Annotated in this window: 16 protein-coding genes; 7 read left to right on the forward strand and 9 right to left on the reverse strand. The window is 74.3% G+C overall.

All coding sequences use genetic code 11. The annotated features are described in order from the left end of the window. The first annotated feature begins 2 nt into the window (after positions 1 to 2). Positions 3 to 1,658 (forward strand): thiamine pyrophosphate-binding protein, encoded by a 1,656-nt coding sequence (locus HD596_RS50895; protein WP_185076563.1) that lies wholly within the window; start codon positions 3 to 5, stop codon positions 1,656 to 1,658. Here the strand turns inward: HD596_RS50895 and HD596_RS50900 are convergent. Further along, complete coding sequence (locus HD596_RS50900) at positions 1,655 to 2,491, reverse strand: NmrA family NAD(P)-binding protein (protein ID WP_185076565.1); 837 nt, start codon at positions 2,489 to 2,491, stop codon at positions 1,655 to 1,657. The two genes, HD596_RS50895 and HD596_RS50900, sit on opposite strands and share 4 nt — an antisense overlap. 251 nt (positions 2,492 to 2,742) lie before the next feature. On the opposite strand from HD596_RS50900, the gene HD596_RS50905 reads away from it, so the two are divergent. From HD596_RS50905 to HD596_RS50920, 4 genes are all read left to right on the forward strand, one after another. Then, positions 2,743 to 3,609 carry a DUF4132 domain-containing protein gene (locus HD596_RS50905; RefSeq protein WP_185076567.1) on the forward strand — a complete coding sequence of 289 codons (867 nt, stop codon included), beginning with the start codon at positions 2,743 to 2,745 and terminating at the stop codon, positions 3,607 to 3,609. A 67-nt stretch (positions 3,610 to 3,676) separates the two neighbouring features. Continuing rightward, complete coding sequence (locus HD596_RS50910) at positions 3,677 to 8,497, forward strand: DNA-binding protein (protein ID WP_185076569.1); 4,821 nt, start codon at positions 3,677 to 3,679, stop codon at positions 8,495 to 8,497. Between the two features lie 73 nt (positions 8,498 to 8,570). Further along, complete coding sequence (locus HD596_RS50915) at positions 8,571 to 9,701, forward strand: ATP-binding protein (protein WP_185076571.1); 1,131 nt, start codon at positions 8,571 to 8,573, stop codon at positions 9,699 to 9,701. After that, the gene (locus tag HD596_RS50920) at positions 9,698 to 13,258 is read left to right on the forward strand and encodes a vWA domain-containing protein (RefSeq protein WP_185076573.1); all 3,561 of its coding nucleotides are present in this window, start codon (positions 9,698 to 9,700) and stop codon (positions 13,256 to 13,258) included. The genes HD596_RS50915 and HD596_RS50920 overlap by 4 nt, the downstream gene beginning before the upstream one ends. Before the next feature lie 123 nt (positions 13,259 to 13,381). On the opposite strand, the gene HD596_RS50925 is transcribed toward HD596_RS50920, so the two are convergent. Together HD596_RS50925 and HD596_RS50930 are read right to left on the reverse strand one after the other, a co-directional pair. Next, positions 13,382 to 14,602: an RNA-guided endonuclease InsQ/TnpB family protein gene (locus tag HD596_RS50925; protein WP_185076575.1), complete on the reverse strand. Its 1,221-nt coding sequence runs from the start codon at positions 14,600 to 14,602 to the stop codon at positions 13,382 to 13,384. After that, the gene (locus HD596_RS50930) at positions 14,599 to 15,168 is read right to left on the reverse strand and encodes an IS607 family transposase (protein ID WP_185076577.1); all 570 of its coding nucleotides are present in this window, start codon (positions 15,166 to 15,168) and stop codon (positions 14,599 to 14,601) included. Before HD596_RS50930 ends, HD596_RS50925 begins: the two co-directional genes overlap by 4 nt. A gap of 36 nt (positions 15,169 to 15,204) precedes the next feature. Here HD596_RS50930 and HD596_RS50935 point away from each other — a divergent pair, with 36 nt between their 5' ends. Further along, entirely contained in the window at positions 15,205 to 17,250 is a 2,046-nt protein-coding gene (locus tag HD596_RS50935; protein WP_185076579.1) for an SWIM zinc finger family protein, read from the forward strand. A 127-nt stretch (positions 17,251 to 17,377) separates the two neighbouring features. Here the strand turns inward: HD596_RS50935 and HD596_RS50940 are convergent, their stop codons facing one another. Genes HD596_RS50940 through HD596_RS50950 form a run of 3 tightly spaced genes read right to left on the reverse strand, consistent with a single transcriptional unit; the run spans position 17,378 to position 20,793 of the window. Next, positions 17,378 to 19,171 (reverse strand): alpha/beta fold hydrolase, encoded by a 1,794-nt coding sequence (locus HD596_RS50940; RefSeq protein WP_185076581.1) that lies wholly within the window; start codon positions 19,169 to 19,171, stop codon positions 17,378 to 17,380. Further along, complete coding sequence (locus HD596_RS50945) at positions 19,168 to 19,767, reverse strand: TetR/AcrR family transcriptional regulator (RefSeq protein ID WP_246555442.1); 600 nt, start codon at positions 19,765 to 19,767, stop codon at positions 19,168 to 19,170. Before HD596_RS50945 ends, HD596_RS50940 begins: the two co-directional genes overlap by 4 nt. A gap of 36 nt (positions 19,768 to 19,803) precedes the next feature. Further along, entirely contained in the window at positions 19,804 to 20,793 is a 990-nt protein-coding gene (locus HD596_RS50950; RefSeq protein ID WP_185076583.1) for an NAD(P)-dependent alcohol dehydrogenase, read from the reverse strand. 133 nt (positions 20,794 to 20,926) lie between these two features. On the opposite strand from HD596_RS50950, the gene HD596_RS64390 reads away from it, so the two are divergent. Beyond that, complete coding sequence (locus HD596_RS64390) at positions 20,927 to 23,284, forward strand: ATP-binding protein (protein WP_221519985.1); 2,358 nt, start codon at positions 20,927 to 20,929, stop codon at positions 23,282 to 23,284. Here HD596_RS64390 and HD596_RS50960 read toward each other — a convergent pair. From HD596_RS50960 to HD596_RS50970, 3 genes are all read right to left on the reverse strand, one after another. Next, positions 23,212 to 23,496 (reverse strand): protealysin inhibitor emfourin, encoded by a 285-nt coding sequence (locus HD596_RS50960; protein WP_185076585.1) that lies wholly within the window; start codon positions 23,494 to 23,496, stop codon positions 23,212 to 23,214. The two genes, HD596_RS64390 and HD596_RS50960, sit on opposite strands and share 73 nt — an antisense overlap. 54 nt (positions 23,497 to 23,550) lie before the next feature. After that, positions 23,551 to 25,020, reverse strand: a complete 1,470-nt coding sequence (locus HD596_RS50965; protein WP_185076590.1) for a gluzincin family metallopeptidase — start codon at positions 25,018 to 25,020, stop codon at positions 23,551 to 23,553. Positions 25,021 to 25,137: 117 nt separating this feature from the next. Next, positions 25,138 to 25,839 (reverse strand): ABC transporter substrate-binding protein, encoded by a 702-nt coding sequence (locus tag HD596_RS50970; protein WP_185076592.1) that lies wholly within the window; start codon positions 25,837 to 25,839, stop codon positions 25,138 to 25,140. Positions 25,840 to 25,864 lie beyond the last annotated feature (25 nt).

Below are 25,864 nucleotides of genomic sequence, written 5' to 3' on the forward strand. Positions count from 1 at the left end.
CCATGTCACGGGGACAAACCGCGCGGACGGGCGGCGACCTGGTCGTCGAGTCGCTGGCCGCGCTCGGCGCGACCACGGTCTTCGGCGAGCCGGGGCAGCACGCGCTCGGCCTGTTCGACGCGCTGCGCCGTTCGGACCTGCGCTACGTGGGGTGCCGTACCGAGCTGAGCGTCGCGTTCGCGGCCGACGGCCACGCCCGCGCGACCGGCTCGGTCACGCCCTTCATCGTCTCCACCGGTCCGGGCGCGCTGGGCACCCTCCCCGCGCTCATGGAGTCCCGCGCGGCCGCCGTCCCCGTGCTGGCCGTCAGCAGCCAGATCCCCGCGGACGGGCTGGGCGGGCGGCGCAGGGGCTACCTGCACGAGCTGCCGGACCAGGCCGCGTCCTTCAGGGACGTCGTGAAGTCGGTCCACGTGGTGCGGACGGCCGGGCAGATCGCGCCGGCGCTGGCCGAGGCGTGGGAGCTCGCGCTGACCGCGCCCGCGGGCCCGGTGCTGGTGGAGATCCCGCAGGACGTGCTGCTCGCCGAGACCGGGATCCCGGCGGTGCGCGAGCTCCGGGTGGCGCCCAGACCGCTCGCCCCGCGGGCCGAGCTCGTCGCCGCGGCGGCCGACCTGCTGGTACGGGCGGGCAATCCGGTGATCCTGGCCGGCGGCGGGGTAGTGCGCGCCGGCGCCCAGGCGGCCCTGCTGGAGCTGGCCCAGGAGCTGGACGCGCCGGTCGCCACCACGTTCGGCGCGAAGGGCGCCTTTCCCTGGGAGCACCCGCTGTCGCTGCAGTCGTGGCTGGAGGACCGGCACCTGACGGCGTTCCTGGAGGAGGCCGACGTGCTGCTGGTCGTCGGCTCGGGGCTGGGGGAACTGTCCAGCAACTACCACACGATGCGGCCGCGGGGCCGCGTCGTGCAGATCGAGGCCGAGCTCGGCAAGCTGGAGTCCAACCATCCGGGGCTGGCCGTCCACGCGGACGCCCGGCTGGCGCTGGAGGAGCTGGCGCGGGCGGTGAAGGGCGCGCGTACCGGCCGGGACATGGCATCGGGCCGGCCGGGGGCCCAACCGGCGGCCCGGTCGGCGGTGCGTGATGTGCTCACGCGGGTCGCCGCGCGGCTGGACGCGCAGGACCTCGCGCTCGAACGGTCGCTGCTCGCGGCCGTCGACCGCGCGCTGCCGGAACGGGCGCCGAGCTTCTGGGACATGACGATCCTGGCGTACTGGGCCTGGTCCGCCTGGCCGCGCCCGATGGAGTCGGCGCAGGGCGCGGGCGGGCTCGGCTACGCGCTACCGGCCGCGCTCGGCGCGGCCGCCGCCACCGGCGGCCCGGTGCTCGCGGTCAGCGGCGACGGAGGGGCGATGTACGGCCTGGCCGAGCTGGCCACGCTCCACCAGCACCGCCTGGACGTGACCTGGCTGATCGTGGACGACGGCGGCTACGGCATCCTGCGCGAGTACATGACGGACGCGTTCGGCACCGCCACGGGGACCGAACTGGCCAGGCCGGACTTCGCCGCCCTCGCGGCGGCCTTCGGCGTGCCGGCCTGGCGCACCACACCGGAGGACCTGGAGAGCGACCTCGCGCGGGCGCTGCGGACCCCGGGGCCGAGCGTCGTCGTGCTGCCCGCGACGCTGCGCATGTTCGCCCCCACCCACCTGGCGGGCTAGCCCTTGCGGAAGGCGTCCGCGTGGTCCCGCGCCCACTGCTCGAACGTGCGCGGCGGCCGTCCGAGCACGTCCGCCACAGTCGGGTGGACGGTCGTCTCGTCGAGCGTGCCGTCCACGAAGAACTGGAAGAACGCGTCGACGTACTCGACCGGCATGCCCGCTTCCATCTCGGCGCGCGCCTGGCTGTTCGTCAGCCCTTCGCACCGCAGGTCCCGGCCCAGCACGCGGCCGAGGACGGCGACCTGGTCGGCGGGCAGCAGCGCGCGGGGGCCGGTCAGCTCGTGGATCCGGCCCTCGTGCTCGCCGCTCAGCAGCGCGCGGGCCGCGACGGCGGCGATGTCGTACGGGTCGACGGCCGCGACCGGCACGTCGGCGAACGGCACCCGCACCACGTCTCCGGCCTCGAGCTGCGGGAGCCAGCGCAGCGCGTTGGACATGAACGACCTGGGCCGCAGGAAGGTCCAGGCCAGGCCCGACTCGCGCACGGCCCGTTCGGAGAGCGTCATGTAGCGGGAGACGGCGTTCCCGAGGTCCTCCAGCGCGGCCGAGCCACCGGACAGGAGCACGACGTGCCGCACGCCCGCGTCGCGGGCCCGGGCCAGCAGCCCGGGCATGTCCGCGTAGCCCGGCATGAGGTACAGCCCCTGCACGCCGTCGAGCGCTTCGGCCAGGCTCTCGGGCTGGTTGAGGTCGCCCGTCACGGGCTCGGCGCCGGCCAGGAGGGCGGCGCGGCGCGGGTCGCGGACGAGCGCCCGGACCGGCCGGCCGGCCGAGGCCAGCGCGGCGACGAGTTCGGAGCCGACGTTGCCGGTGGCGCCGGTCACTAAGATCATGGCGCCAGACTATCGGGAGTCCCATCGCAGCCGAGCCGCTGCTCCGTACGGCGGCTCGTACGGCCCGTCGCGACGGTCGTCGGGCAGCGCCCGCACCCCGACAAGGCGCGCGAACCCGATATTTCGCGAGATCCACTCATTTGTCGGTCAGGGCCGCTAGGTTCGGCGCAACAACAGCGGCAGGGGCACGGAAACCCCTGCTCATTCGTGGTTTCATGCCCGGATTTCGGGTTTCTGGAAGGCGGGGACCGTTGGGTTGGCTGGCAGCGGGCGACGGGTACGAGGTCGCCCTGATAGAGGGCCGGGTGGCGGCGCGAGCCACCTCCGGCCGATCGGCGGGACGGCAGCTGAAATCGCTGCCGAAGGCGTTGCGTGATCACCCCGAGGTGGACCGGCTGCGCCGCTTCGCCGAGTGGCTCGACCGCCACGCCGCCGCGTGCGTGGCGCAGGCGGACCTGTGGATGGTGTCGTCACTGCCCGTGCCGACCGGGCTGCTGGCCCGGGTGTGGCCGGACGAGGCATGGCAGTCGGCGCTGCGCGACCTGGCCGTGGTCGGCGACGACCCCGACGAGGTCGGCTTCCTGCGCGACGCCACCGAGACGGGCGAGCTGCGGGTGGTCAACCTCGACGGCGAGACCGTACGGCTGTCGCCGCGCACGGTGACGCTGCCCCACCCGGTGCTGCTGCCCGACCTCGACGACCTGCGGGAGTTCGCCGCCGAGCTGGGCGTGGTCCAGAAGGTCGAGCAGATCCACCGCGCCACCTGGCGCAAGCCCGCCGACCTGGACGGCAAGGCGACGACCGTGACGGAGTTCTCCGGCGGCACGTACGACTCCCGCTTCGGCCTGGCCGCGCGGGCCACCACGCTCGGCTACCGGGTCACCGGCGGCTACGCCACCTGCCGCGTCCGCGACGCCGGGACCATCACCGAGGCGAGCGTCTGGATCGGCGAGCCGTACTGGGAGGACGAGGTGGGCACGGGCGGCCTGACCTGGCAGGACCTCGACGGCAGGACCCTGCCGCTGCGCGAGGTCGGCCCGGTGGCCTGGTCGGAGGGGATGCGGATGGCCGCGGCGCTGTACGCGGGGCGCAAGGTCGAGGAGGGCAAGGACGCATGAGCGAGCGAAGCGAGCGACCAATCGAACACAGCCGAGGCTCGCTCATGCGACCGACGAAGGAGGACGCATGAGCGAACAGTTGCTGAAGGCCGGTGCGATCCTGCCGCCGGACACCGAGAGCGCCGTCGAGGGCGCCGTGCCCATGACCGCCCGCCGCTACCGTCACCCCGCGCTCGACGACCGCGTGGTCGTGCGCCTGGTCGCGGGCGAGCTGGGCGCGGCCGAGGACCTGGCCGCCGGGTTCCTGGGCCTGGAGCCCGACGGTGAGCCCGCGGTGGTCGGGCTCGGGTCGAGGCGTTCGCTCGGGTTTCCCGAGTGGGTGCTGGTGCACCACCCCGGCGACGGGCAGCACGCGCTCGCCGTCGTCCCGGAGCTGGAGCGGATCGCCCGCCAGGCCAAGTCCAAGCCCAAGAACGCGCTCGACGGCTACCACGAGCTGGCCCGCCGGCTCGGCGCGTCCGTGCCGCACTTCCTGCCCACGTTCTACGAGCAGGCCGGGCGGGTGTTCATCGGCGTGGAGAACGCCACCTACGCCGCCCAGATGTTCTCCAGCGCCCGCAGGGCGGAGGCCGAGCACGGGCTGGAGGTCGACGAGGACCGGCTCGACGCGGTGTTCCTGGAGTTCGCGCTGGCGGGGGCGCTGCCGGTCAAGGTGCTGTCCGGTTACGCCAAGGAGCTGGCCGGCCGGGTGTCCGCCGACGAGGCGCTGCGCCGCTTCTCCCAGCTGTGCGTGCGGCGCACGGCGGGCGGCATGCCTCCCTCCGCCCAGATGGCCGGCGACCTGCGCCGCCTGGCCAGGGCGGCCGGCGTGGACGCCGACGCGACCGAGCAGTCGTACCTGCGCGAGCTGCTCGCCCTGCCCGCCACCCTGCGGGCCGCCACCGGCTGGTGGAAGGCCCACCGCGCGGCGATCGGGGCGCTGGGCGCGCGCGAGCCCGAGGTGCGCGCGACGCTGCTCGCCCTCATGCCGCAGAGCCACGACAACGACATGCCCGGTATGTGGCTGGACGTCCTCGAGGCGGCGGGCGCCCTCGACGAGCTCGTCTCGGGCCAGGCGCCCGAGGACGGCGTGTCCGGATGGCTCCGGCGCTTCCTCACCACCCGCAACGGCACCTGGGGCCTGCCGCCGCGGCTGCCGGTCCTCTACTCGCTGGTCGAGCGGGCCGCCGACCGGCTGCGGGCCGAGCTCGCCGGCACCGCGACCCGGGTGACGGACCCGTACGACGTCGATCTGCTCGACCTGTTCCTCGCGCTCGGCCTGCCCGTGGCCGACCCCGAAGAGGGCGACTACCTGCGGCTGGAGCACTGGGCGAAGGGCGAGGGCCAGCGCGACCTGGTCGCGCTGGCCGCCGACGGCCGGTTCACGCAGGCCTTCCAGCGCGAGGCCGACACGTTCACCGGCGACTCCGACGGGCTGCGCGCCGTCCGCCTGCTGGCCGCCTCCGACGGCGGCCGGCCGATGCTGGCCGAGTGGGTGCGCAAGGTCGCCGCGCGGTCGACATCCGCCGGGCTGCCCGAGCTGCCCGGCGCGCTGCGGCGGCTGTCCTGGCTGCCGGGCGAGGCCCTGGCCCTGGCCGAGGACGAGGTACGCCAGGCCGCCGCGGCCGACGTCTCCCCCGTGCTCGCCCGTACGCTCCGGGCCGGGATCTTCGACGAGCTGGGCTGGCCGGCCTGGGAGGAGGCCGCCGCGACCCTCGTGCCGAGGAAGGACGTCGATGACATCGTGGTCGCCGACGCCTGGCCGTACCTGATCGCGGCGGGCTCCCGGCAGGTCCGCGTGCTGGAGCGGGAGGGCGCCGTGCTCACCCACGACCTGCGCGTCCCGCCCGACGACTCGTGGAACGACATCGGCTACCACTACGTGGACGGCGAGCTGCTCGTCTACTGGCAGTCCCGCACCGCCGGCTACGCCTACCGCGGCTACTGGCACACCTCGGCCGACCGCGTCCACCCCGTCGAGAGCCAGAGCGGCAGCACCCGGGGCACGCGCATGGACTGGTACCGCGGCGACGACCCGGTGACCCTGGCGCTGCCCGGCGGCGGGCGCACCACCGGGCTCGGCGTGCTGCACCCCGGCGACACCACCGTCCCCCTCGAACGGTCCGTGATCACCGACGGCACCTCCTACTGGGTGTGGACCTGGGACGGGTCCGACCGTGACACCCTCGGCTGGCACGAGTACGACCCGGTCAGCGGGCAGCACGGCAGGAAGAGCAGGCCCGCCTTCCTCACCGACATCCCCGCGGGCACGACGTTCGAGAGCGGCTGGCTGCTGCCCGCCCCGTCCGAGGAGGCCACCCCCGGGGGCGTGCCCGTGGGCGGGCTGCTCGGCTGGCGGGTGACCCGGCTGCCCGACGGTTCGCTGCGCGGCGAGGACCTGTCCGGCCGCGCGATCACCCTCCCGCCCGGCGGCGGCAAGCCGGTGCGCATCCTCACCTTCCCCGGCACGGACCGGCCCGTGGCCGTCGTCAAGGGGAGTTACCGGGTCGAACTGGTCGATGCCGACGGCGTGTGCGTCGCCACCGCCAAGACCGACGCCTCCCCCGGGGCGTTCGGCGAGGGCACGATCATCGTGCCGCCCCTGCGCTACTGGCACCACCTGCGGCCGAGGGACCCCGAGGGGTCGGCCGCCCTGCGCGAGCTCGACCCGGAGACCGCCGCGCGGCTGCTGGCCGCGGCCCGCGAGGAGGACCTGCCGGCACGGATCCGGGAGCTGCTGCCCCAGGTCACCCACGACGGGCTGGTGGCGGGCATCGCCGGGATCGTACGGTTCGCCGGCGCCCAGCAGGCCGCCCTGGACGCCGCGGCCGCCAGGCTCACCGAGGCCCTGGCCGGCGGGCACCGCGAGCAGGCCCCCGCGGGCCCCGCGGACCACGAGCTCCAGGAGGCGCTCAGCGGGCTGGGGGTCTCCTCCTCCTACTACTGGCGCCACGAAGCCGACGGGGCCTTCCAGCAGATCCGGCGGATCCAGGCGCTGGCGGACGAGGCTCCAGCCGGGGTGGGCCACATCCACCTCGACCGGCCGGAGCTGCCGTACTCCAGCCTGGACTGGGAGCCGATGCTCGACCACCTGGCCGCGGTGGCCTACCGCGCCGGGTCGGCGACCATCGCCGAGGAGCACCGCGTCACGCAGGAGCGGCTGCTCCAGACCCTGGCCGAGGCCGGGCTGCCCACGGCGGCCGACCCGTCCCGGTGGCGCCGCGCCCGCGTCGAGCTGCCCAACCGGTACCTGAAGAAGCCCGACGGCGAGTGGCGCGAGGGCAACTGGTTCGGCGTCCTGCCGCTGGCGGACGGCGCGTTCCTGGTGCTCTTCGGCCACGACTCGCCCGACGACTCCGTGACCCGGTGGCGGGCGCTGTTCCACGACCCGTCCGGGCGGTTCGGCGTGTCCCAGCCGTACACGCTGAGCTCCTCCGACCCGGTCGGCGTGGACCGGCCGCAGGGGTGGCTGGAGGCGTTCCGCGCCGAGCTGGCCGAACGCGGGCCCGCGCCCTGGCGGCCGGAGGCGGCCGAGGAGTTCTCCCGGCTCACCGGCGTCTCCCTGACGCTGGCCCGGCTGGTCGTGGCGGGCCTGCCGTCCGTCGACTCGCGCGAGCACTCCTTCCTCGCCAAGGAGACCCGCACCACGATCGGCGTGAAGGTGGCCGACGCCGCCATCGCCCGCGACGAGCTCCGCAAGATCGGCGCGGAGATCCGGCGGGCGGTCGTCGCCGCGCTGCTGCCCCGGGAGCCCGCCCGGCTCTGGAGCGACGGCCCCGACGTGGCCGCCGCGGCGGCCGTCTGGAACGACAGGATCGGCCCCCAGGCGGCCGTGCCCGAATGGCTGCTCGGCGAGGCGTCCCGCGCGGTCAGGACCGGCTGGGACACCGGCCGCGCGCTGCGCGCCCTCATCGACCCGGCCGGCGAGCCGGAGCTCGGCCGCGACCTGGCCTGGGCCATCCGGGGCGACCGCGCCCAGCCCGCCGACGACAACGCCACCGGCTTCACGGCCGCCACCCTGTCCACGGTCATCGCCATGTCGCGCTGGCTCGCGCACCGGCTGCCCGCGGGCGACCCGATCAGGGCCGCGCTGCCGGGCGCGCTGACCGCCGTACGCGACCGGCTGGCCGCCCCCGGCCTGCTGCTCGACCTCGGCCGGTACGTCGACCTGCCCGCCTTCCGCAAGGCGGCCGGCACGCCCACCGAGACCGGCGAGGGGTACGAAAGGTACGGCGCCGTCGTCATGGCCACCCACGACGACCGGCCCGCGCCCGCCGTCCGCGTGTCGCTCCTGGACGAGGCCGGCGACGACCCCTACCTGCGGGCCCTCATCGGGTCGGAGGGGCAGTTCCCGGCCATGGAGGCGCTGCGGACCGTCCGCGGCCCGCGCTTCGACGCCCTGCTGGCCGACCCCGGCGACCCGCTCGCCGGGGAACGCGGGGCCGACGGCACGTGGTGGCCGCAGGACCCCAGCCGTTCCGTCCCCCATCTGGTCGTCGAGGTGGCCAAGGAGTACGGGCTGGGCGAGGACGCCGCGACCGCGTACCTCATGCTGCTGGCCATGCCCGACCCGACCGACCGCAACGCGGCCCGGTGGACCGGCTGGAAGCCCGCCCGGCTCAAGTCCGCCCACGCCGAGCTGGCCGACACCGACCTGGTCGTGCGGGCCACCCGCGAGCGGGCGGGGCGGTCGCTGTTCCTGCCCGGCGGGTGGACGGCGCAGAGCGCGCCGCGGCTGCCGCTGGAGCAGTGGAAGCTGGCGCTGTTCGACGTGGCGGAGTCGCCCGGGATGCCGCTCGTGCCCGCCGAGCCCGCCGCCGACCTGTACGCCAGGGCCTGGGGACGGGTGCGGGGCGGGGACGCGCCGCGCTTCGAGGAGCTGAAGGTGAAGCGCGGACGCCGCCGCTGACCCTGCTCGGGGCGCGCCCCTTCGCGGGGGCGCGCCCATCCATCCACCCATGACTCAGAGGACTTCTCTTCTCATGACCTTGACCGAAGATCGCGCCCCCTCGGCCCGGCAGGTGCTGCCCGCCGAGGAGCGCTACGCCGCCGAACTCGCCTTCCTCGCCGCCCACGACTCCGGCCCTCGCCCGCCCGGCTGGGCACTGACCCCGCGCGCGGTCGTCACCTTCATCTGCGGCAGCGGCGACGAGACGCTGGACGGCCGGATGAAGATCGCGCCCAAGTTCGTCGGCGAACGCGCCCTCGTCGAACGCTGCGTCGTCACCCTCGCCGGCGAGCGCGGCCTGCTCCTGGTCGGCGAGCCCGGCACCGCCAAGTCGATGCTGTCGGAGCTACTGGCCGCCGCCGTGTGCGGCACCAGCGCGCTCACCGTCCAGGGCACCGCCGGCACGACCGAGGACGCCTTCCGCTACGGCTGGAACTACGCGCTGCTCCTCGCCCAGGGCCCCAGCCGGACGGCGCTCGTCGACTCCCCCGTGCTGACCGCCATGCGCTCCGGCCGCGTCGCCCGGGTGGAGGAGATCACCCGCTGCCTGCCCGAGGTCCAGGACGCGCTCGTGTCGATCCTGTCCGACCGGCGCGTCAGCGTGCCCGAGCTGGCCGGGACCGAGGACGCGCAGGTCGCGGCGGCGTCCGGGTTCACCGTCATCGCCACGGCCAACCTGCGCGACCGCGGCGTCTCGGAGATGTCGGCGGCCCTCAAGCGGCGCTTCAACTTCGAGACCGTCGGCCCCATCTCCGACGCCGACGCCGAGGTCTCCCTGGTGCGCCGCCAGGCCACGGCCGTCGTCGAGCGCGCGGGCGCGACCTTCGGGGTGGACGACGCCGTGCTCGACGCGCTGGTCACCGTCTTCCGCGACCTGCGCTCCGGCCGCTCCGCCGAGGGCTGGGACGTCGAACGCCCCGGCACCGTCATGTCCACGGCCGAGGCCGTGCAGGTGGCGGCCTCTTTGGGGGTGGCGGCGGCGTACCTGCCCACCGGCGACGTGCTGGACCTGGTGCCCGGTCACCTGCTGGGCGTCGTGCGCAAGGACGACCCCGCCGATCACGGGCGGCTGCTGGGTTACTGGGACGGGCCGGTGCGCAGGCGCGCGGAGGACGGCTCGGCGATGTGGCGCCGCCTGTGGGACCTGCGGGAGAACCTCCGTTGACCGCTCAGAGCCCCAATCCGCCCGCCCCGGACGTGGATCCCCGGGAGGCGGTCGCCGCGCTGGCGGCCTCGTCGCGGCCGTACCTGCTGGGGGTGCGGCACCACAGCCCCGCCCTGGCCGTGGTGCTGCCCGCGCTGCTGGACGCCGCCGATCCCGAGGTGGTCTGCGTCGAGCTGCCGGCGGACTTCCAGCCCTGGCTCGCGCACCTGGCCGACCCGGGGACGCACGCCCCGGTGGCGCTCGCGGGGGCCCGGGTCGACGGCGGGCTCGGGTTCTACCCGTTCGCCGACTTCTCGCCCGAGCTGGTGGCCATCCGGTGGGCCTGGAAGCGCGGGGCGGAGGTGGTCTGCTGCGACCTCCCGCTGTCCGACCGGGGCTGGCAGGCCACCGAGCAGGCTCCCCTCGCGCTCGCCGAGGAGGCGGGCCCGCGTGGTGTCTCCTTCGCCGAAGGGCTGGCCAGGGCCGGCAGCGGCCGCGACGGCGACGACATGTGGGACCGCGCCGTCGAGGTCCTCGCCCCCGGCTGCGAACCCGAGGCCGTCCGCCGCGCCGCCCTCGGCGTCGGCTGGGCCCTGCGCCGCGACGCGGAGGCCGCGGGCGGCGTGCCCGCGATGGACCTGGCCCGCGAGGCCCACATGCGCCGCGTCGTGGCGACCGCGGCGGCCGGTGGCCGTCGGGTCGCGGCGGTGATCGGCGCCTTCCACGCCCCCGCGCTCTGCCTGCCCTCCGATGACCTTGACGAGCCCGCCGCGGGGCCGGCTGACGGGGGCGGGCCGGTGCCCGTGACCTCGCTCGTGCCGTACGCGTTCGACCTGCTCGACTCCCGGTCCGGCTACCCGGCCGGGATCCGGGACCCGCGCTGGCAGCAGGCCGTGTTCGCGGCCGGGGGTGACCCCGGGAAGGTCCGGGACGGCGCCGCGCGCGCCATCACGGACCTGTGCAGGGAGCTGCGCGCCGCCGGGCACACCGCGGGCACCGGCGAGGCCGTCGAGACGCTGCGGCTGGCCTGCGACCTGGCCGGCCTGCGCGGGCTGCCCGCACCCGGGCGCGGCGAGCTGCTGGAGGCGGTGACGACCGTGCTCGGCCAGGGCGAGCCGCTCGGCCGGGGACGGGCCCTGGCGCGGGCGCTGGACACCGTGTTCGTCGGCACCCAGCGGGGCAGGACCGCGCCCGGCACGCCGCGTTCCGGGCTCGGGCCCGCCGTGGAGGCCGATCTCGCCGCCCTGCGCCTGCCGTGTCCCGACAACCCCGAACCCCGGGAGGTACGTCTCGACCCGCTCCGCTCCGACCTCGACGCCCGCCGCGAGGTCGCACTCCAGCGCCTCCTCGTCTGCGGCGTCAACTACGGCGAGCCGATCGAGGTGATGGGCACGGGCGACGGAGCCGCGCTCACCACCAGGTGGCGGCTGGCCTGGACCCCCGCGGTCCCGGCCCTGCTGGACCTGGCGGGCGTACGCGGTGTGACCCTCGCCCAGGCCGCGGCCGGGACGCTGCGGGAGGCGTACCGCCGCCAGTCGGCGGACGGCGGCCCGACCTGCGCCCTCATCCTCGACGGGCTGCGCGCCGCGGCCGGCTGCGACCTGCCCGACCTGGTGGCCGACCGCCTCGCCGACGCCGCCGTCACGCTGCCCGCCACCGCGACCCTCGCCGAGCTGCTCCAGGCCCTCGACCTGCTGGAGGCCCTGCGCCGCCGGCACCTGCCCGGCACCACGCCGGAGGGCCGCGAGCACGCCGCCGAGCTGTCCGGCACCCTCCTGGAGGCGGCGGTACGCGCCCTGCCGGGGCTGGCGGGCAGCGATCAACCGGAGGACGCGGTCGCCCTGGTCGCCCTCGCCTCCCGGGCCGGCGAGGAGCGCCTGGGCCTGCGGATGGACGACGCCCTGGCGGTGCTCGCGCGTACCGCCTCGCCCCTCATGCAGGGCGCGGCGCTGGCCGCCCGCGTGCTGCTGGACCTGGACGGCGCGGCCTCGCTCGGGGACCGGGCGGCCGGCTGGATCGACACCGCCACCGGCCCCGACGGCCGCCTGCGGCTCAGCCGGCTGCTGACCGGCGTGCTCACGGCCGCCGGACCGCTGCTGCAATCGGCCCCCGCGGCGCTCGACCCGCTCATGAACCGGGTGGACGGTCTCACGGACAAGGAGTTCCTGGACCGGCTGCCGGCGTTGCGAGGCGGGTTCGACACGCTCAGCCCGGCCGGGCGCGCCCGGCTGCTGGGGGTCGTGTCCGAACGGCTCGGCGACCGGCTCGACGTGGCCCTGCACGCCCCGCCGGCGCTGCTGGCCCTCTGGACCGCCGCCGACGCGGCCGGCCTGGAGGCCCTGCGCGCGCTCCGGCTCCCCATCCCCATCGAGAGCGGCCCGGCGCCCGCGGATGAACCGCGGGCCGGGGCCTCGGAGGAGCCGGAGGTGGCCACCGTCCCCGTGACCGACCTCCGGCGCAGGCTGCGTCCCGCGGACCGGTGGCGGTTGCTGCTCGGCCGGGAGTCCGAACAGCTGCCCCCGGGCGCCCGCTCGTACGCCCGCGCCCTGGACGAGCTGTACGGGTCGGGCCGCGGCGAAGGCGCCAACGACTTCGGGCCCGCCCCGGGGGACGCGGGCGGCCGGGAGGCGCCGTTCCCCACGGCCCGCGAGTGGTCGGAGGAGCTGGAGGCGCTGTTCGGCACCGAGGTACGCGAGGAGGTCCTGGCCCGCGCCGCCGACGCCGGACGCCACGACGTGCTGACCGAACTCGACCCCGCCTCCGTCCGGCCGTCCGTGGAGCTGCTGACCTCCGTGCTGTCGCTGGCGGGAGGTCTGCCGGAACAGCAGGTGGCCAAGCTGCGCCCGCTCGTACGCCGCCTGGTGGACGAGCTGACCCGCGAGCTGGCCACCCGGCTGCGGCCCGCCATGACCGGGGTCGCCACGCCGCGCCCCACCCGCCGCCCCGGCGGCCGGCTGGACCTGCCGCGCACCCTGCGCGCCAATCTGGCGCACACGCGCCGCCTGGACGACGGCAGGCTCGTGGTGGTGCCGGAGCGGCCGGTGTTCAGCACGCGTTCGCGCCGGGAGGCCGACTGGCGGCTGATCCTGGTGGTGGACGTGTCCGGCTCCATGGAGGCGTCGGTGGTCTGGTCGGCGCTGACGGCCGCCGTGCTGGCGGGGGTGCCGACGCTGTCCACGCACTTCCTGTCGTTCTCCACGCAGGTCATCGACCTGACCGACCGGGTCAGCGACCCGCTGTCCCTCCTGCTGGAGGTACGGGTCGGCGGCGGTACGCACATCGCCGCCGGGCTCGCCCAGGCCCGTACCCTGGTCACGGTCCCGAGCCGCACGCTCGTCGTGGTGGTCAGCGACTTCGAGGAGGGCTACCCGATCGGCGGGCTGCTCGCCGAGGTGCGCGCGCTGGCCGGCTCCGGCGTGCACCTGCTGGGATGCGCCGCCCTGGACGACGCCGGCGTACCCCGCTACTCGATCCCCGTCGCCCAGCAACTCGTCGCGGCCGGGATGCCCGTGGCCGCGCTCAGCCCGCTCACCCTCGCCCGATGGGTGGGCGACCGCCTCCGCGGAGAACACCGGTGAACCGTTCGGAGAATCTCAGTGATCATCGTTCCTGATTCATCGGCGTCTGCCTCGACTGCTCGAGGTCTTACATTGCCTCCACAGGCGTTTACCGTCTCCGGGGAACTGCCCGGCGACGTGAAGCTACGCGGCTTGTCGTTCGAGGTTCATCGCCTCGAGCAGGTTGCGGGCCGCGTTGACGTCTCTGTCGTGGACCAGACCGCACCCGCACGTCCACTCCCGGTCGGCAAGTGTCAACTCTCGGTTGATGGTTCCGCAGCCGCCGCACAGTCTCGAGGACGGGAACCAGCGGTCAGCCGCCCACACGGCCGACCCGTACCACGCGGTTTTGTACTCGAGCTGGCGGAAGAACTCGCCGAAGCCCAGATCGGAGATTGCCCTGGCAAGCCGCCGGTTGGCCACCATCCCGGCGACGTTCAACGTTTCCACGGCGATGGCCCGCTTGGATCTCGCGAGCTCCGTCGTGGTCTTGTGCAGGAAGTCGGCACGCCGGTTGCCCACCTCGAGATGGACCTTGCCCAGGTGGCGGATCGCCTTGACCCGGTTGGACGAACCGGGCTTCTTCCGCGCCACCGCCCTGCCCGCCTTACGGAGCTTTCGCAGCGCGGCCTTGAGCGGCTTGGGTGCGTGGATCTCGGAGACGGTGCCGTCGTCGTCCACGACCGTGGCGAACGTCTTCACCCCGACATCAACACCGCACGCGGGCGCGTCGCTGGAGACGGCGCGGCGGGTGTTGATGTCGGCGCGGTCGATCTCCAGCTGGAACGACGCCCACCAACGCCCCGCCTGCTCGCGGACCGTGGCGCCGATGACGCGGGCGCGGCCGTCCGAGATGCGGTCGGTGAGCCACGTCATGTCCTCGAGGGTGCGTACCTTCCCAACGCCAGGCAGGCGCATCACTCGAGCCGACTCGGGGCGGGCGCGGTCGGCGTCGTAGCGGAACCTCGACCCATGCTTACGTTTGCGCCAGCCGGGGAAGCCGACCTTCCGGCCCTTCCGCTTGCCCGACCTGGAGTCGAAGAAGTTCTTGAAGGCGGCGGCGCGGACCCGGCACGCCTCCTTCGGCACCCTCGAGGACATACCCTCTGCGTCGAACCACGGGAAGCGTTCGCCATGCTCGCGCCGCCACAGCCGCTCGAGCGCCGGAGCCGACCACGGGACAGGAGTCAACTCCTTGTCGAGCACGCCGTAGGTCTTCTCTGCCTCCCGCTGGGCGAGCGCGGCCTTGACCTTCTCGAGGCAGAAGTTCTCCACCACCCGCGACAGTCCGGCGTGCCGGCCGAGCCGGGCACGCTGCTCGAGCGTCGGAGCGAGCTCCACGCGGAAACCCTGGCGGGTGGTCACGCAGCCTCACCAGCCGCGCGCAGCGCGGCCTTGGCCCGCCGTGCAGCTGAGCGGCGGCCGTACAGCCGGGCGCAGAACGAGGTGAGTACCTCGGTCATGTCCCTGACGAGGTCGTCGTCCACCCCCTCTTCGTCGATGATGACGATGCGGCGGCCGGCCGCCTCGAGCGCGGCCGTCAGATGTTCCAGCCCGAACCTGGTCAGCCGGTCGCGGTGCTCGACCACAATCGTCGTCACAGTCGCATCGCGCAGCAGCCGGGCCAGCTTCGGCCGCTTATCGTTCAGGCCCGAACCGACCTCGGTCACCACCTCCGCCACCACCAGGCCCATACCGGTCGCCGCAGTGACTACGCGCCCCGCTTGCCGCTCGAGGTCGTTGCTCTGGTCAGCGGAGGACACCCGGCAGTACGCCACAGCCCGACCCGGCGGTACAGCCTGCTGCTCGAGCACCAAGTACCGGCCGGTGGCGGTCTTGATCACAGGGACCGGCATTTTGCCGTCCCGCGCCCATTGCCAGGCGGTCTGGTAGTGCACGCCGTTCCGCCGCGCCCACTCGGAAAGCTTCACGTATAGATGATCTCAGATGAGAGCTGAGAAACACCGATGATTTCACCAACAGCTGACACCCCCTCCACATCAACCACTCCCGAAGGCGCTCCGGAGACGGTCCCGGCCGGCTCTCCCGGGCTGCCGCCGGTAACCCCCGACGTGGTCGCCGCCGCCGTCGAGAGCCTGACCTCGCGGCTGCGCAAGAAGCTGGACGCGGCGATCGAACAGTACGCCGCCCTGCCCGTCACGGCCGGCGGCGGGGGCGTCCGGATCGCCTGCGGCGAGGACGCGGTCGTCACGCTGTCGCCGGGGCCGTCCGGTGTGATCGCCGACGGTGAGCAGGCGTCGTGCAGTTGCCTGCTGGCGCCGCGCTGCCTGCATCGTGCGGCCGTACTGAGCGCCTGCCCGATCGGGGACGCGGTTCCCGGCGGAGAAGTCGACTCCCGCGACTCCTCCGACGCCGAACCCGCACCCGACGGAGCCCCGGGGCTGAAAAGCAGCGCCACCGGGGCGGCACCGGCACCTGACGATGGGGCTGAGGCGTCCGTCGGAGCTGGGTCGGTCGGGGCTGGGTCGGTCGAGGCTGGGTCGGTCGGGGCTGGGTCGGTCGGGGCTGGGCCGGTCGGAGCGTCCGAGGTGGCGGGGCCCACGGCGGCGCAGGTCGCGGCCGCGGCCGGGCTGTGGGCTGCTGCCGCGGCCGTGCTGTCCGCCGGGGTGCCCGCCGCCGGCGCGGTGCCCCAGGCCGAGTTGCTGAGGGCCGCGCACACCTCCCGCCTCGCGGGGCTGGCGGCAGCGGAGGCCGCCGCGCTGCGGGTGGTGCGGGGGCTGCGCGCCGCCCGCGCCCGCCACGACGGCCACCGCCTCGCCGACCTGGTCTCCGCCCTGCGCGAGCTGCTGCTCATCGCGGGCCGGCTGGCCGGGGCGGACCCCGACCCGGCGCTGGTCGGCACCGTACGGCGCAACTACCAGCCGGGCGGGAGCCTGAAGGTGTACGGGGTGTTCAGGGAGCCGGTGATCAGCGCCACCGGGTACGGCGGCGTGGTGACGCACGTGGTCGCGGAGGACGGCCGCTGGTTTTCGGTGGCCGACGTCAAACCGGGCGGATCGGCCCGTGCCCGTGGGGCCGCCACCGCGCCCGTCGCCATCGGCCCGGCCATGCTGAACCACTCCCAGCTCTCCCGTGCCGGACTGCTGATCGCCGGCGCCACGGTCTCGCCGGACGGGCGCCTCGGGGCGGGCAAGGGCGTACGCGCCACCCCCGTCGCCGGCATGCCGTGGACGGAGGGGCCGATGGCGGCCCTGTTCGCCCGGCCGCTGGCGGAGGCGGCGGGCGCCCGGCTCTCCGGTCACGCCTGGAGCGAGTCGGACACGGCGGAACAGGCCCGCGAACCCGTCGGCTGCGACCTGGTCATCGTCGGCGCGGCAGGTGACCACGTCCTGGCCCGCGCGCTGCTTCCCGGGGAATCTGATTCCGTGGGGGGCTTCGGTCCGTTGATCCGGCTCGTCCCCGCGAGCCACCATCCCGAGCTGGCCCACGTCGACAACCTGCGGCGCCTCGCCTCCCGTCCGGGCCTGCTCGTACGGGTGGTGGGCCGGGTGGAGCCGGACCGGGTGGCGACGCTGCTCCCGCTGGCGGTCGGTCCGGTCCCCGGCACCGAGGCGACGCTGCGCCTGCCCGCCGAATGGCAGGGGCACGCCGACCTCGGGTACGACCGGCTCCAGGGAGTCCACCTCCCGCCCCAGGACGCCTGCCCGCAGCCCCCGGACGGCGACGAGGTGGACCCGGTGGCCGGCGCGCCGCTCTGGCGGGTACGCAGGCTGGTCGAGCTGGCCGTATCCGGCGGAAGGCGGGCGGTGGCCGAGTCGGCCCGCACCGGCGAGTCGTTCGCCCAGCTGCGCGCCGCCGGGTTCCAGGCCGCCGCCGACCTGGTCACGGGCCTGACGGCCGAGGCGGACCGCCGGAGCCGTGACGCGTTCGGGCGGTTGACGGACACGGGGCCGGACCGGTACGCGTGGGCGTGGGTGGCCGCCGCCACCCACCTCGCCGCCACGGAACGGGCCATGATCCACGCCTCCTGGCAGCCCGACGCCCCCTTCTGACCGTGCCGGGGGCGGCCGCCCCGGAGGCGAACGCCGCAGGGCTGCCCCCGGAGGCCGCCCTCGCGGGGAGCGTCGTGGCGGGGCGGGGCGGGGCGGGGCGGCCGTCCCCGGCGCGCCCCGCAGCCCCCTACGACGGCACCACGGGAGGGCTGTCCTCCGAGGGGACCCGGAGGGCGTGGGCGAGCTCGTCCGGGTGGGTCAGCTGGGGATGGTGGCCGGCCCCGGGGACAACCGTCACCGTGGCCCGGGGCAGCGTGTCCAGCAGCATGCGTCCCTCGGCGGTGAGCGGATCGTCGGCTCCCACGATGACGTGCACGCTCCCCGGGTACCGCCGCAGCCCGGCCCGGAGGTCCGCACGCCGGTCCTCCCGCCCGACGTCGGCCAGGAGCCGGGCGACCTCGGCGGCGACGCGCCCACGGCGCAGGTCCGCGACGCTGGACTCCAGCGCCCCCGCGTACGCCACGTCGCCGGTGAGCCGCTCCGCCAGCGACTCAGGGCGTACCCGCCCCAGATACCAGCGGCTGAGCAGGGCCGACCGCGCGGCGAGACGGGCACGCGCCTGGAGGAAGAACGGCGACACGAACGTGAGCCGTTCCACCAGATCGGGCCGGGCGAGCGCGGCCTCCAGGGCGGCCGCCGCCCCCACGGAGTGGCCCACCAGGTGACGGGCGCCGGTCTCGTCCACGAGCGCGGCCAGCCAGCGCGGCCAGTCCCCGCGCCCGCCCGCGCTCAGCCCCAGCCCCGGCAGGTCCACGACGCGGGCGTGGCCCAGCGCCGCGGCGGCCGGGGCCCAGGTGTCGGCGTTCACCGGCAGGCCCGGCAGCACCACGGTGGGCGCGTCCGGTTCGCCGAGCTCGAAGGTGCGGACCCCGCCGACCACGGTGAACCGCCGCCGGCCGGCGGGGAGGGCTCCGAACCGGTGGGCCGCCAGGTGGTCGGCCCAGCGCAGGACGGACGTCACCACGTCCGGCCTGGCCAGGCCGTGCCGGGCGGCGAAGGCGTCCGCCGGACCCGTGGGGTAGCGGTCGTCCGAGAGGAACGTCAGCGTCTCCGGGTCGGCCTTGGTGAGCCATCGCGGCAGGCGTTTCAGGAGCGGCACCGGAATCCGCGTACGCGGCGCCCTGACCTGGTAGTGCTCCGCGACGCGGGCGAGCAGATCGGGCAGCGGGGGCGTGTCGTCGTCGAGCACCCAGTACGCGCTCCGCTCGGCGCCCTCGTCCAGCGGGAGCAGGGTCATGAACCGGGCGAGATGGTCGACCGTGACCACCGGCACGAACGTCGTGGCGCCTCCCGGCAGCGCCGCCATGGTGCCCTGCCAGATCTCCTTCACGCTCGCCGCGAGGCCCAGCTGCTGGTCCGACTCGCCGGTGACGCTGTCACCGATCACGCTGGACGGGTTGACGATCGACCAGGGGACGCCGAGCCGGTCCGCGGTGGCCTGGAGCACGGCGTCCGACTCGACCTTGGACGCCTCGTACGCCCCCAGCGCCTCGTACGTCTCCCGCCGCCGCTCGTCGCTCCAGGGCTCGGGGTCCTGCCCGCCCACCCGGTACCCGGAGACGTGCACGAGGCGCCGCAGCCGGGGCAGCCCCGCCGCGAAGGCGACGATGGCGCGGACGCTGTCGACGTTGGCGCGGCGGGCCTCCTCCGCCGGCATCCCGAACCGGTAGGCGCCGGCGCAGTTGTAGATCTCGGTGACGTCCGCCGCGTCGCCGTGGACCAGCGACGGCGTCTCGAAGTCGACGCGGAGATCGGCCGGAGCCTCGCCGTGCCCGTGCTCCTCCAGCCAGCGGACCAGCCGCCGGTACGACTCGGGGCTCCGGTTGGCCGCGCTCACGCGTACGCCCGCCTGGCCCAGCGCGAGGATCAGGTGGCGTCCGATGAGGCCCGTCGCCCCGAACACCAGAGCGTGCCGGCTCATGCGAGCCTCTCCCCCGTCAGAGGGCGGTCCAGGAGCGCGGCGATGACGTCGGCGGCGCAGCGCAGCGGCTCCGTCGACCGCTGCGCGCGCGACAGGATCATCGCCCCCTCGACCGTGCTGACCACGGCCGTCGCCAGCGTACGGGCGGCGGCGGCCGGATGGCCCTGGGCGGCGAGGTATTCGGCCAAGGGGTCGATCCAGGAGCCGAAGGCATTGGCGCAGGCGTCCCGGAGCCGCTCGCTCTGCGCGCCCATCTCCAGCGTGACCACCGAGACCGGGCATCCCAGCTCGAAGTCGCTGTCGGCGAGCATCCCGTCCAGCACGCCGATCACGCGCCGGACCACGTCGCCCGGGCTCCCCGGCTCCAGCGCCGACTCGACCACGAGGGCGCGGAACCGCTCGGCCGCGAGCTCGACGGCCTTCTCCCCCAGCGCCTCCTTGCCCTCGGGGAAGTGGAAGTACAGCGACCCCTTGGGGGCGCGGGCGTGCTCCACCACGGTGTTGAGGCCCGTGCCGCTGTAGCCGCGGGCCTGGATCAGTTCGAGCATCGACTCGACCAGCCGTGCGCTGGTCTGGGCGCCCTTGGTGCCAATCATGCGGGCCAGAATAGACCGGTCTACCTATTTTTCCAACTATATGGTGATGACGACCTTCCCCCGGGCGTGGCCCTTCTCGAGGTAGCGGACGGCTTCGGGCAGCTCCTTGAGCGGATACGTCCGGTCGATGACCGGCGTGATCTTCCCGGCTTCGGCGAAGTCCCGCAGGAGTTCGAGATCCTCGCTGCTCGTCCGCGCCAGCATGGGCGCCAGCCGCTGGCTCACGACCGCGGAGAGCGCCATCAGCTTGAGCGGACCGGTGAAGGGCCCCAGCCACAGCCCTTTGACCGGCCCTCCGACGGCCACCAGTACCCCCTTCGGGGCCAGCACGCGCCTGATCGCGGACAGCGAGTGGTTTCCGACCATGTCGATCATCGCGTCGTAGCGCCGCCCGGCCCGGGTGACGTCGTCCCGGGTGTAGTCCACGACGTGGTCGGCGCCGATCGAGCGGACCATCTCCACGTTCCCAGTGCCGCATACGCCGGTGACCTCGGCCCCGTACGCCTTGGCGAGCTGGACCGCGAACGTGCCCACGCCTCCCCCGGCGCCGTTGACGAGGACCCGCTGCCCGGCCCGGACGCGCGCCTTGTCCCGCAGCGCCTGCAGGGCGCTGAGCGCGGCCACCGGTATGGCGGCGGCCTCCTCGAAGGTCAGGTTGATCGGCTTCTTCAGGAGCATCGCGTCCTGGTGGAAGCAGGCGTACTCGGCGAACGCCGCGCTGCGCACCTCCGGCATCGCCCGGCCGCCGAACACCTCGTCCCCCGGCCGGAGCCTGGTGACATTCCTGCCCACCGCTTCGACGCGCCCCGCCAGGTCGGCGCCCAGGCCGATGGGCTTGGGCCGTGACAGGCCGCTCATCGAGCGGACCACGTACGGCGTACCCCTCATGAAGTGGAAGTCGAGCGGGTTGACGGCGGCCGCCTTCACGCTGACCAGGACGTCGTCGTCGCCCACGGCGGGTGGGTCGACGTCGCGGAGCTCGAGGACGTCGGGCGAGCCGTAGCGGTCGTAGCGGATTGCCTTCATGGTGCCCCCTTGGACGAGTTGCCGGCAGGACGCGCCGCGCGGCCGCATCGCTGGTCAGCGTAGGCAGCCGCCTCCGAGCGCCGCTATCACGGAAATTCGTGATTGAGGGCCGATCGATCCGCCGCCGGGAGTAGTGTCCAGGGCAACGATGGCCAGACCGCCGCGCCGCTCGGGCAACCTGCCGGCCGAAGCGACCAGCTTCGTCGGCCGCCGCCACGAGCTGGCAGAAGTCAGGAAGAAGCTCACCGAGGCCCGGCTGGTCACCCTCGTCGGGCCAGGCGGCGTGGGCAAGACCCGCCTCGCGGTGCGGATGGCGTCCGACCTCGGACGCGGGTTCCCGGGCGGCGCGTGGCTGGTCGAGCTGGCCGAGGTCCGGGATCCGGCGCGGGTCGGCGACACCGTGCTGGCGACCCTGGACCTGCGGGACCAGGCGGCGGCCGATCCCCTGGCCCGGCTGCCGGCCCACCTGCGCGACAAGCGGCTGCTGATCGTGCTGGACAACTGCGAGCACCTGCTCGAAGCCGCCGCCCGGCTCGTGACCGAGATCATGAAGGCCGCACCTGGCGTACGCGTGCTGGCCACCAGCAGGGAGCCGCTGTCTGCGCCGGGCGAGCACGTGGTCCTCGTACCGCCTCTCCGGCTGCCCGCGGCCGGGCCCCTCGAGCTCGTCCGGCAGAACGAGGCGGTCGCGCTCTTCGCGGAACGGGCCGCGGCCGGTTCGGGCGCCTTCGAGCTGACCGCCGCCAACCAGGCCGCCGTGGCCGAGCTGTGCCGCCGGCTCGACGGCCTGCCGCTGGCGATCGAGCTGGCGGCCGTCAGGACGCGGGTCCTGTCCGCCGAGCAGATCCTCGACCGGCTGTCCGACCGGTTCGGCCTGCTCACCGGCGGGGTACGGGCCGCGCTGCCCCGCCATCAGACCCTGCGCCTCACCATCGACTGGAGCCACGACCTGCTGGCGGCGGGCGAGCAGGCGCTGCTGAGGCGGCTGTCCGTGTTCTCCGGCAGGTTCACCCTCGAGGACGTCGAGTCGGTCTGCGCGTGGGACGACGTGCCGGCGGAGCGGGCGCTGGACCTGCTGTCCTCGCTCGTCGACAAGTCCCTGGTGGCGAAGGAGGACGCCGGCGCCCTGGCCTGCTACCGGCTGCACGAGACGATGCGCGAGTACGCCGGCCTCAAGCTGCGCGCGGCCGGCGAGGAGGAGGCCGTCGAGCGGCGCTGCACCGGCTACTACCGGTCGAGGTGCGGGCGGTCCGCTGCCGAGGCCCGGTTCCGGCTCGTCGAGTGGCTGGCGTGGATGGACCTGGAGATCGACAACATCCGGTCGGTCCTCAGTCGCTGCCCGCCCCGGGAAGGTGTCGCCCTCGTCTACTGCCTCGGCTGGTACTGGATGACGCGGGCCACGAGCGAGGGCGTCCGATGGCTCGACGAGCTGCTCGCGTCCGGCCTCGACGACCCCCGGGTGCGGGCTCAGGGGTACTACATGCGCGGGTTCCTGGCCGTGCTGCAGTCCGATCCGGCCGCCGCCCGCCCTGCGCTCGAACGGGCGGTGACGGCGGCGCGGGAGGCGGACCAGTACAGCCTGCTGTCGCAGTCGCTCTCCCTCGCCGCGATCGCCGCGAACATGGCCGGCGACCACCTGTCCACCAGGCGCCTGTCCGAGGAGGCCCACTCTGTCGCGGCGGCCCTCGACGACCTCCCGGCCACGCTCATGGCGCTGCAGTCGCGAGCGCTGAACGGCCTTGCCGACGGCGACCTCGACGACGTCAGGGCCGCGGCGTCGCAGGGCGTGCGGATCAGCCGGGAGATCGGCGACCTCTACAGCCTCGGCATGATGCTGCTGAACCTGGGCTCGGCCATGCTGATGGCCGGCGCGCTCGACGAGTCGAAGCCGCTGCTCGTGGAGGCGCTGCCGATCGCCTACCGGATCGACGACCGGGTGGCGCAGTACTGCCTGCTCGACGCCCTGGGCTGCCACGCCGCGGCCTCCGGACAGGCGCAGGTCGCGGCGCGGCTGCTCGGAGCGGCGGAGACGGTGCGCACGGGCGCCGGCGCGAGCCTCCAGCCGTACCTGACCCGGCTGGTCGCCCGGGCCGAGGAGTCGGTGACGGCCGTGCTCGGCGAGCCCGGGTTCAAGGCCGAGTACGAGGCCGGCGCACGCCTGAGCCGCGACGCCGCGATCAGGCTGGCGCTCGGCGAGCCGGCTCCCGCCGCCCGGACACCCCCCGCCGCCGACGCGGGGCCGCTCGGGAAGCGGGAGGCGGAGGTCGCCCGGCTGGTCGCCGACGGGCTGAGCAACAAGCGGATCGCGGCCCGCCTGTTCATCTCCGAGCACACCGTCGACAGCCACGTCCGCAACATCCTGAACAAGCTCGGCGTCAACTCGCGGTCGCAGATCGCGGCCTGGACGGTGGCGTCCGGTCAGGCGGACGGGCGCAGCAGCACGGCCAGCGGGTCGGCCGCCTTCGACGAAGGGTCGTCGGACACCGTGTAGACGCGTCCCGCGCCGTTTCCGACGATGATCCGGTAGGTCATCAGGTCGGCGCCCACCTCCCCGGACGCGCCCTCGGCCGTGGCGGCGTCGATGGCCGACAGCGCCTCGTACACCTTGGCGGCCTCCTGCTCGGGGAGGTCGTCGGTGTCGTACTCACCGACGGCCTCCTCGATGCCGGCGAAGCCGCCGCTTCTCTCGATCCTCACGCGCATGTCTGACTCCCCCTGCCGTACCGCACGATACGGCGAGGTGCTCCGGGCTCGTGGTTACTTGAACGCCTTCTTCAGCGCGTTCAGTTCGGAGGCGAGGATGTCGTCGTCGTGCAGCTCGCCCTTGGTCGTCAGCCTGTCGGTGCCGATCACCTGGAACTCCGGCAGCTGCATGGTGCCGCAGCAGCCCGAACGGTCCTGCACGGCGCGCAGGCTGGCCGACGACGCGTCGGCGGGCTTGACGTTGGTGATGTCCTTCGCGGTCTTGCCGTCGCCGGTGTAGTCGGCGTTCCTGAAGTCCATCTCGCCGGAGAGCATCTCGGAGAACGGCGTGGGCGACGTCACCACCTCGCGGAAGGCGAACCGGTTGCGGATGAAGGTGCGGTAGATGTTGGGATCGCCCTGCGCGGCGGAGATCTGCAGCATCTGGTTGACGACGTCCGTGTAGGTGGCCTTGGTCGCGGGCGCCTTCACGATCGCCTTGAACAGCAGCTCGCAAAGCCGGTTCGCGACCTCCATGAGGATCACGGTGGGGCTCTTGAGCGCGCCCTGGCGGGTGCGTTCGAACGCGTAGATGTCGGCGAGCACGTCGTAGATGCCGCCGGTGAACACCTGCGAGATCGCGTGCACCTCGTTGCTGACCTCGCTCAGCTTGAGGTCGTTGTCGGCGTTGCGCAGGCCGAACGGCCGGCCGAGCGCCTGTCCGAACTGCTCGGCCAGGGCCGACAGGAACGACTTGGCGTGCAGGTTGGCCTTGGTGAGCGCGACGAGCGCCTCGGCCTGGTCCGGCTGGGCCAGCGTCAGGAAGACGGCGGTCAGGTCGCCGAACGACTCGTGCAGGCCGCCGGTCTGCGGCGGGTTGTCGGCGGCGAGCCAGCCCGGCTTGAGCCCGTCGAGGACCGCGTGGCCGGTCTCGTGCGCGACGATGTCCAGCGAGCGGCAGGTGAAGACCTGCTGCGTGGTGCCGGTCGGGGTGAAGAAGAGGAACTTCAGCGCCTTGGCCGTCCTGGTGTAGAAGGCGTTGGCCCCGACCGCGGCGTGCGGGAAGACGGTGAGCCGGTCGATGTTGCCGCCGGTGTTCCACGCGAACGGGATGGGCGTGCCGCCGTTGTGGCGCTCGTACATCGTCAGGGTTTCCCGGACGACCGCGTACGTGTGCGAGCAGTCGAACTCCGGCGAGTTGGGGACGAAGATGAAGTCGCCGTTGACGCTGCGCGCGACGGGCGTGGTGCCGGGCAGCTGGGTGATGATCCGGGCGTCGGTGGGCCCGTTGAGGACCGGGGTCGGGATGAAGATCGGCCGGACGCCCAGTTCGGCGACGGTGGGGTCCTGCTTGTAGATGAGGATCCGGGGCCCGACGATCGGCGGGACCGGGATGGGGACCGGGCCGGGGGCCGCGCGCTGGACGGGCGCCGGTTCGATCGTGAACGGCGGCTGCAGCAGCAGCTTCGTCGTGTCGGCCACGGCCGTCCCGGTGACCGCGCGGCTCTCGGGGACGCTCTTCTCCCGCACTTCCTGAATGATCATCTGATCTCCACTCCCACATCTCGGGCGCGGCGACAATTCGGACGCGCCTATCGAGTCGTGCCCGAACTTGGATAATCAGGTGCACATGGGAAATCAAAGGTTCGATCGGACACCCGCCTAGGGCGTCCGCAGCGCGGGTGGCACGATCTTCTCGTACGTGGGGAGGTGCTTGACCAGGCCGGTCGCGCGGTGGAAGGCGATGGCCGTGTCGAAGGAGGCCCGCGTGAAGCCGATGCCCCGCGGGATCTCCGTACGCATGAGACCCGGCAGCTCGGTCAGCGCCTTCGGGTCGATGCCCTTGAGATAGACGGTCAGCAGCCGCGTGATCTCGGCGGGGTCGGCGTCGTGGATGAAGCGCTGGGCGCGTTCGAGCGCGGCCTGGAAGGCGGCCACCTCCTTGGGCTTCTTGTCGATGATCCGCTGGGTGGTGAACACGACGCCGTGCGCGGTCCGTTCCAGGCCGGGCACGTCGCCGGCGGCGGGCGAGATGAAGCGGGTGCCGATGCCGGCGGCGGCCGCCTGCTGGGCGATCGGCTGGAAGAAGGCGAGCGCGTCCACCCGTCCGGCCTTGAGCGCGCCGAGCGCCGAGGCGGCGGTGCTGCCGAGGTTGACCAGCTCGCAGTCGGTGGCGGAGTCCATGCCGACCTTGGCGAACAGGTAGGTGACCAGCGCCTCCGTCCCGCTGCCCGGCCCGGTGATGCCGATCTTCTTGCCGCGCAGGGCGCGGATGCGCCGGTCGAGCGGGTCGCCGGCGGCGGCGCCGGTGAAGGAGGAGCCGACCACCACGTCCACGTAGTAGCGGTCGACCAGGTTGGCCACCAGCGAGCGCGCCGAACGGCTCGTC

The organism is Nonomuraea jabiensis (assembly GCF_014204795.1).
Lineage (GTDB): Bacteria > Actinomycetota > Actinomycetes > Streptosporangiales > Streptosporangiaceae > Nonomuraea > Nonomuraea jabiensis.